Here is a 5,752-nt window from a genome sequence, read left to right as displayed (position 1 = left end):
AAACGCCAAATGCTGACCCCAACCTCACCCCTAAAAATCATCATAGCGTTGCTACCCCTGAAGCAGTCAAACAAGCAATACAAGACCGACTTCCTGAAAAAAGACGCTCTGATGCGGTGCTCTGTATTGAGTATCTAATAACCGCCAGTCCTGAATGGGAAGGCTGGGGAAGCGGCAAGGAAGGGGAATTTTTTAAGCGATCTGCTCAGTGGCTCATGGATAAGCATGGGGAAGAAAACATTGCAGGTATGAGTATTCATCGAGACATAAGCACACCGCACCTAGTTGCTTATGTCGTTCCTATTGACCAAAAGGGGAAGCTGAACTGTAAGGATTTTCTAGGCGGTAGGGCTAAATTAAACAAGATGCAAACCGATTTTGCCAATGCGGTCGCTGATTTAGGGCTAACGAGGGGCAAGGAAGGCTCTAAAGCCAAGCATACCAGCATCAAGGAGTATTACCACGACATCAATCACGCGCGTGATTTTAGTATTACAACCGTATCACCTAAGCCTGAAATGTTTGAAAGCAAGGCTAAGTATGGTCAAAAGGTAACAGCAGCCGTTATTGAGCAAATAGAACCTACTGTGAAGGCAGCAAACAGCATCTTAGCGGACTACGAAAAAGCTAAGATGGATAAAATCGTGGCGGAAGACAGCTATGAGACTCTAAAAAAGCGTGTTGAGCCTTACTTAGGCGCAGTTGAAGGGTTAAATCAAGAGGAAATTGCTAGGGTGAATGAGGCAATACAGCTAGAAAGCCGTAAAATCGCCATAGAGAGAGTTAAATATGAAAGGGCTAGGTATCTATCAAAATAGAGAATGAAGGCTGTTAAATCTAATTATGTAGGCATATAGAGTGGTTTCTATAGATCATTACGAAGGTTAAAAACAAACTAATGAATAAGTTAGAAATAAATAATTGATCGATCACATGATCCAAAAGAGTATAAAAACCCCCTAATATTTTGTGGTAACTAGCACTTTTTTCTTTTGTCTTTTTCATTAGTAAAAAATAAAAAAATGCTTTTTATGCTTTTAAATGCTTTTAACAGCTTTTAAGCCCTCTGTATCCATTGGTATTAAAGGGCTGCAACCTCCATTTAATTACGTTTACTTACCCATAAGCTTACGTTTACTTACCCATAAGCTTACGTTTACTTACCCATAAGCTTACGTTTACTTACCATTTAACTACTAATATATTTAAGGTATTTAATTACTAATATATCTATGTTATCTTAATTGCAGATCTTAATAAAGTAACTAAAAGGTAGCAGGAATGGCTAAATCTAATCTAGTGGTAAAAACCCACCACCTAAACACAGTTCTACAGAATCTAAAGCTTGCTGAAATACGTATCGTTCAACTCGCGGTTGTTGATGCTAGGGAAACAGGAAAAGGTTTGACAGCAGAAACGCCCTTACGTATTGATGCTCTTAGGTATGCAGAGGTTTTCGATACGACAAGACAGAATGGCTACTTGATGATGAAAGAAGCTGAAGATACGTTATTTAATAGACGTTTTAGTTATATTGATGATGAAGGTAAGTTGGTTAAGTCTCGTTGGTTGTCGCAAGTTAGATACCTAGATGACGAAGGAGCAATTGAAGTTGTATTTACTCCAGCTGTAGTACAAGGGATTACTCGAATTGATGGTGCTGAAGAGTTTTTCACTAAATACTTATTAGAACAGACGGCTACGATGACCAGTAACTACTCGGTAAGACTTTATGAGCTGCTAGTCCAATGGAAACAAGCTAAAAAAACTCCTATGTTTGAATTGCAAGAGTTTAGGGGGCAGCTTGGAGTTGAAGATGATGAATACAAAGCAATGAGTAACTTTAAAATACGAGTGCTAGACCTTGCCGTTGGAGAGATAAACGAAAAATCAGACCTCAATATTAACTATACTCAAAAGAAAAAAGGTCGCAAGATTATAGGTTTTACTTTCACTGTTCATGAAAAGCCAAAAGCTAAGACTGATGTAGTTAGTAAAGAGCGTGACGCTAGTACGGCAGATATGTTCACAGTCGATGGATTGAATGATAAGCAGCTAGGGCGTATTGCTCGTAACCCTGCTTTTATGGCGGAATACAATCATTTAGTAAGCCCTACTAGCCCAGCTGGTCAGTCACAGCAAGGGTGGGAGTTTGAAATGGTTAACCGCCTTAAAAAAGACCCTACGCAGTTTAATAAACGTCCTATCAGAGAATATCTTGAATACTAGGATTTTTAAGTACATTTGACTTCCTAGTAAGGATTTAAAACAGTGTACCTACAGATGCAAAAAGCGTTAGTTTTTATTAAACAGCTTACTGATTTAGGAACAAAAAAAAGAGACCTTTAAGGTCTCTTTTTTTTGTTCCTAAATTACTTCAAATAGCTTGGGGCTGGCAACCAAAACTGACGATCCGCTTTGTAGTGGGGAGTAATATCTACTACTTTTATAACATTACCTCTATTTACCCACTGAAAGTGCAAAATCATATCTGATGTATAATATGGACCAAAGTCACTCTTACGAAAACTAGGTAGTCCTATATGTGCGTGCCATAGGTCATTGCTCTTCGCATATTGGTAAGCTGGATCTTTATAATTTAAGCCCTTCCAAGAAAAAGCTATCTTACCTTTATAAAGTTTAAAACTCCTTAGACCATGTACTTCGTATATGTCTAAAAAATCAAGGATAGCATCTTGCTGATTTTGAGGGTAATGCTTGAACTCATTGGCGAACAGCTTTCCGTAATCAAATATGTATTCCAATGAGCTATCCTAAAAGATGTACCGTAATTAGACGATAGTATACTATTTCTAATCAGCACTTCCAATTATGAACTGGCGTTTTTGTTCTCTAGTAAGACCTTTAGGCATAGTAAAAACTTCCGCATCTAGGGCTACACGCATTCTTTCCACGTTTATTTTGACATGATTGTTTCTACGCTTAGAACGGTTATTCATTCTTTTCGATTCTGTTAAACATTGTTGAGTGTTCATTTTGTTCTCCAACTTTTGTACTTCAGCAGGAATGTCAGATAATAGTAATTTGTCTACTATTTCTTAATATATAACTATTATATGGTTATATTATCATAAAAATAGTGTAAAATTTGTTAATCAATTAAAATGCGTCCTAAGGACGCATTTTAATTGATTAACGATTTTAAGTCAATTTTTGAATTAATTTAATAAAGAAGTGTTAACTTATTGAAGGGTTATTTTCATACTATGGAAAAGAAGAAAATAGATATTTTTGAAGTAGTACTGATTTGGTTGGAAGGTCTAGATGGACGTATTGCATTTCTAAAATCAGAGCTGATAAACTTTCTTAAAACGTTAAAGCACAGCAAATCCTTTAACGATAAGCAAGTCACAGGGATGAGGAAGAATACTAATATTAATAAGAAGTTCGTTGAAGTTAGCGAATTTCTATTAAACAGAGCTTTAATAAAAGATAGTAGTCATAGTTACTTTACTATTGGTACGAAATCTTATAGTGATTTTGAGATAGTTTGTTCTCTCTATCAAATTGGATATATATCTTACTTGAGCGCTATGTATCTTTATGGTTTTACAGAACAAAAGACGATTAGAATAGATTTTTCTACTCCCGTTAGGAGTCAATGGAAAAAGTATAAAGTTAGCTATGAAAGAGAAAAAAAGAACTACTTATTACATTACCCTTCAGAAAATATTAGGATAAAAAATCGTTACCTAAATGTATACGCTCGATCAGTTGCCTATATTCCTATACAGTTTGATACTAATATACGAGTGATAGGTATTGGTGAGCTATTCTTGGAGATGATACGTTATCCAGCACTATGTGGAGGATTTACTAATGTCATGAAAATCTATGAAGAGTCAGCTTCATTGTATTTAAATGATATAGTCCAAGCTACTAATGTATATGGCTCAGATATAGATAAATGTCGTATCGGATACATACTTTCTGTACGTCTGAACATTATAAATAGTAGTATTTTAGCTTGGAAAGCTTACAGTGTATCCAGAGGAGGAAGTCGAAAACTATTATCGAGCAACCCTTATTCTTCGATCTACAATGATGAATGGTGTCTCTCTCTCAATCATCCTATATTCGATTAATTAGCACACTACTAAAAATAGTCTAATCAAATATTTCGGAATGGCTACCCAGCCTAACAAAATCTACCGTATCGCTCTGAATACGGTAGATAAGCACCAAGTCAGGCTTGATATGGCAATCCCTAAACCCTTTATGGTTGCCGGTCAACGCATGATCTTTGTATTTAGCCGGTAGTGGTATATCGTTAGTCAAACAATTGAGTACCTCACCCCATGCAGGAGTGAGTAAACTTAGATAATTCTTCTTGGCATCTCTCTTAAACTGACTTGATACTTCAATGGATCTCATCAGCCTCGCCTTCTAGCTCATCCATGAGATCACCAAAGCTATCGTATTTGGTGCCTTTACCGCTCGCAACCTCAGCAATAGCTGCAATAGTTTGCGCGTTGAGCTTAGGTTGTTGATAGTCAAAAGACAGGGGAATCGCATTGGTATCGGCTACTTGGTTCAAGAACAGTCTAATGGCTTGTGAAGGCGTTAGACCATAGCTTTCAAGAACAGAAAAAGACCTATCTTTCAGATCCTGGTCAAGCCGTATATTATAATTAGTTGTAGTCATAGTAATCACCTATCGCTTATGTTTGTACATCCAATATAAGCGATAGGTGATTAGATCTCAATAGTTTTAGTATTTTATACTTCTTATTAAAAACCCAGAAAAAGGCTAATGGCTTTCTTTCTGAGTTTTTGTATGACATAGAGTTAGGGAAAACCTTGATTATACGTCTCTACTTTAAGCCTTTAAGTAGTTTTGATTCTATATGACTAACCCCAGCAGCTTCTTGCATTTCTATCCAGCTTTCATAAGATGTATTTGTTTGAATAAACTGCTCCCACTCCTGATCTGGGATGGCTGCAAAATCTTCTTCTGTTTCTACTTTGAACCCAGAAGCTTCTATTAGTTCCTCAAAATTCGAATATTGACTGCAACTAGATATAAAATCAGGGGTCATAAGATCATCCAGTGGGATACTGTGAGTGCCAGATAACTCTGAAAGATTCTTCTCTAGTTGATCAAAACCTCTTAAATCAAATTTCATGATTCTTTCCTCGTGTCTATAAGCTTTATATAGCTTGTAGAGTGTTGATTATTTATAAAGAATAACTAATCAGACCATTGGAATCATCTGTAGCTACAGATGATTTTTTAGGCTAATAAATTATTTGTACCAGCCTAAGATTATGCCAGTGAATGACGAGAAGTAACGCTCTTATAAGCCCTTTTTTGTAGCAGATTTTACGACAGATAAAAGACCCGTCATTTTCTACCTAATTTAATGACTACACCTTACGCACCCTAAAGGGACTGCCAAATAGCTGATATTGTTAGGTTTATTGAAATTTGAGTGTTTGCAAAGTGCAAACAAAATCGTTATAAGTTATTGATTTAAAAATGAAAAAGGTGTTTACAATCTGTAAACAGCCAAGTTGAAAAACAGTGAAAAATAGCCCTTTTTTACCGCCTTTTGCTGCAAAAATCACGCTTTCCTAACAGGCGAATTTATGGTGTAGTAAGTACACCTCAGTGAAATAACACCCAATTATAGGAAAAAAGTGGCGATGAACTATGCAATTTTGAGGACGGCAAAATTAAAGACGATGGGCAACATTGGTGGCAGTCTTGCACACAGCTATCGAACGATAG

The 5,752-nt window shown here is 36.4% G+C and carries 8 protein-coding genes; 3 read left to right on the top strand and 5 right to left on the bottom strand.

The annotated features are described in order from the left end of the window. Positions 1–818 (top strand): MobV family relaxase (gene mobV, locus JMV76_RS14385; protein ID WP_201503149.1); only part of this gene is annotated, 818 nt, incomplete at its 5' end. Between the two features lie 463 nt (positions 819–1,281). Next, positions 1,282–2,229 (top strand): replication initiation protein RepM, encoded by a 948-nt coding sequence (repM, locus tag JMV76_RS14380; RefSeq protein ID WP_201503148.1) that lies wholly within the window; start codon positions 1,282–1,284, stop codon positions 2,227–2,229. Positions 2,230–2,372: 143 nt separating this feature from the next. Here repM and JMV76_RS14375 read toward each other — a convergent pair whose 3' ends face one another. Next, positions 2,373–2,765 (bottom strand): hypothetical protein, encoded by a 393-nt coding sequence (locus tag JMV76_RS14375; protein WP_201503147.1) that lies wholly within the window; start codon positions 2,763–2,765, stop codon positions 2,373–2,375. 48 nt (positions 2,766–2,813) lie between these two features. After that, positions 2,814–2,996, bottom strand: coding sequence for a hypothetical protein (locus JMV76_RS14370; RefSeq protein ID WP_201503150.1), 183 nt, complete (start codon positions 2,994–2,996; stop codon positions 2,814–2,816). Positions 2,997–3,227: 231 nt separating this feature from the next. On the opposite strand from JMV76_RS14370, the gene JMV76_RS14365 reads away from it, so the two are divergent. Then, complete coding sequence (locus JMV76_RS14365; protein ID WP_201503146.1) at positions 3,228–4,106, top strand: hypothetical protein; 879 nt, start codon at positions 3,228–3,230, stop codon at positions 4,104–4,106. A gap of 22 nt (positions 4,107–4,128) precedes the next feature. On the opposite strand, the gene JMV76_RS14360 is transcribed toward JMV76_RS14365, so the two are convergent. The 3 genes from JMV76_RS14360 to JMV76_RS14350 all read right to left on the bottom strand — a co-directional run bounded on the left by JMV76_RS14360 (position 4,129) and on the right by JMV76_RS14350 (position 5,147). Next, positions 4,129–4,395, bottom strand: a complete 267-nt coding sequence (locus tag JMV76_RS14360) for a type II toxin-antitoxin system RelE/ParE family toxin (protein ID WP_201503145.1) — start codon at positions 4,393–4,395, stop codon at positions 4,129–4,131. After that, on the bottom strand, positions 4,382–4,666 hold the full coding sequence (locus JMV76_RS14355) for a type II toxin-antitoxin system RelB/DinJ family antitoxin (protein WP_068039762.1): 285 nt from the start codon (positions 4,664–4,666) through the stop codon (positions 4,382–4,384). Before JMV76_RS14355 ends, JMV76_RS14360 begins: the two co-directional genes overlap by 14 nt. A gap of 169 nt (positions 4,667–4,835) precedes the next feature. Beyond that, the gene (locus tag JMV76_RS14350; RefSeq protein ID WP_181716308.1) at positions 4,836–5,147 is read right to left on the bottom strand and encodes a hypothetical protein; all 312 of its coding nucleotides are present in this window, start codon (positions 5,145–5,147) and stop codon (positions 4,836–4,838) included. Between the last annotated feature and the right edge of the window lie 605 nt (positions 5,148–5,752).

The sequence above is a fragment of the Psychrobacter cibarius genome (genome assembly GCF_904845955.1).
GTDB classification, from domain to species: Bacteria; Pseudomonadota; Gammaproteobacteria; order Pseudomonadales; family Moraxellaceae; genus Psychrobacter; species Psychrobacter cibarius_B.
This window is presented reverse-complemented; position numbering and strand designations above follow the sequence as displayed.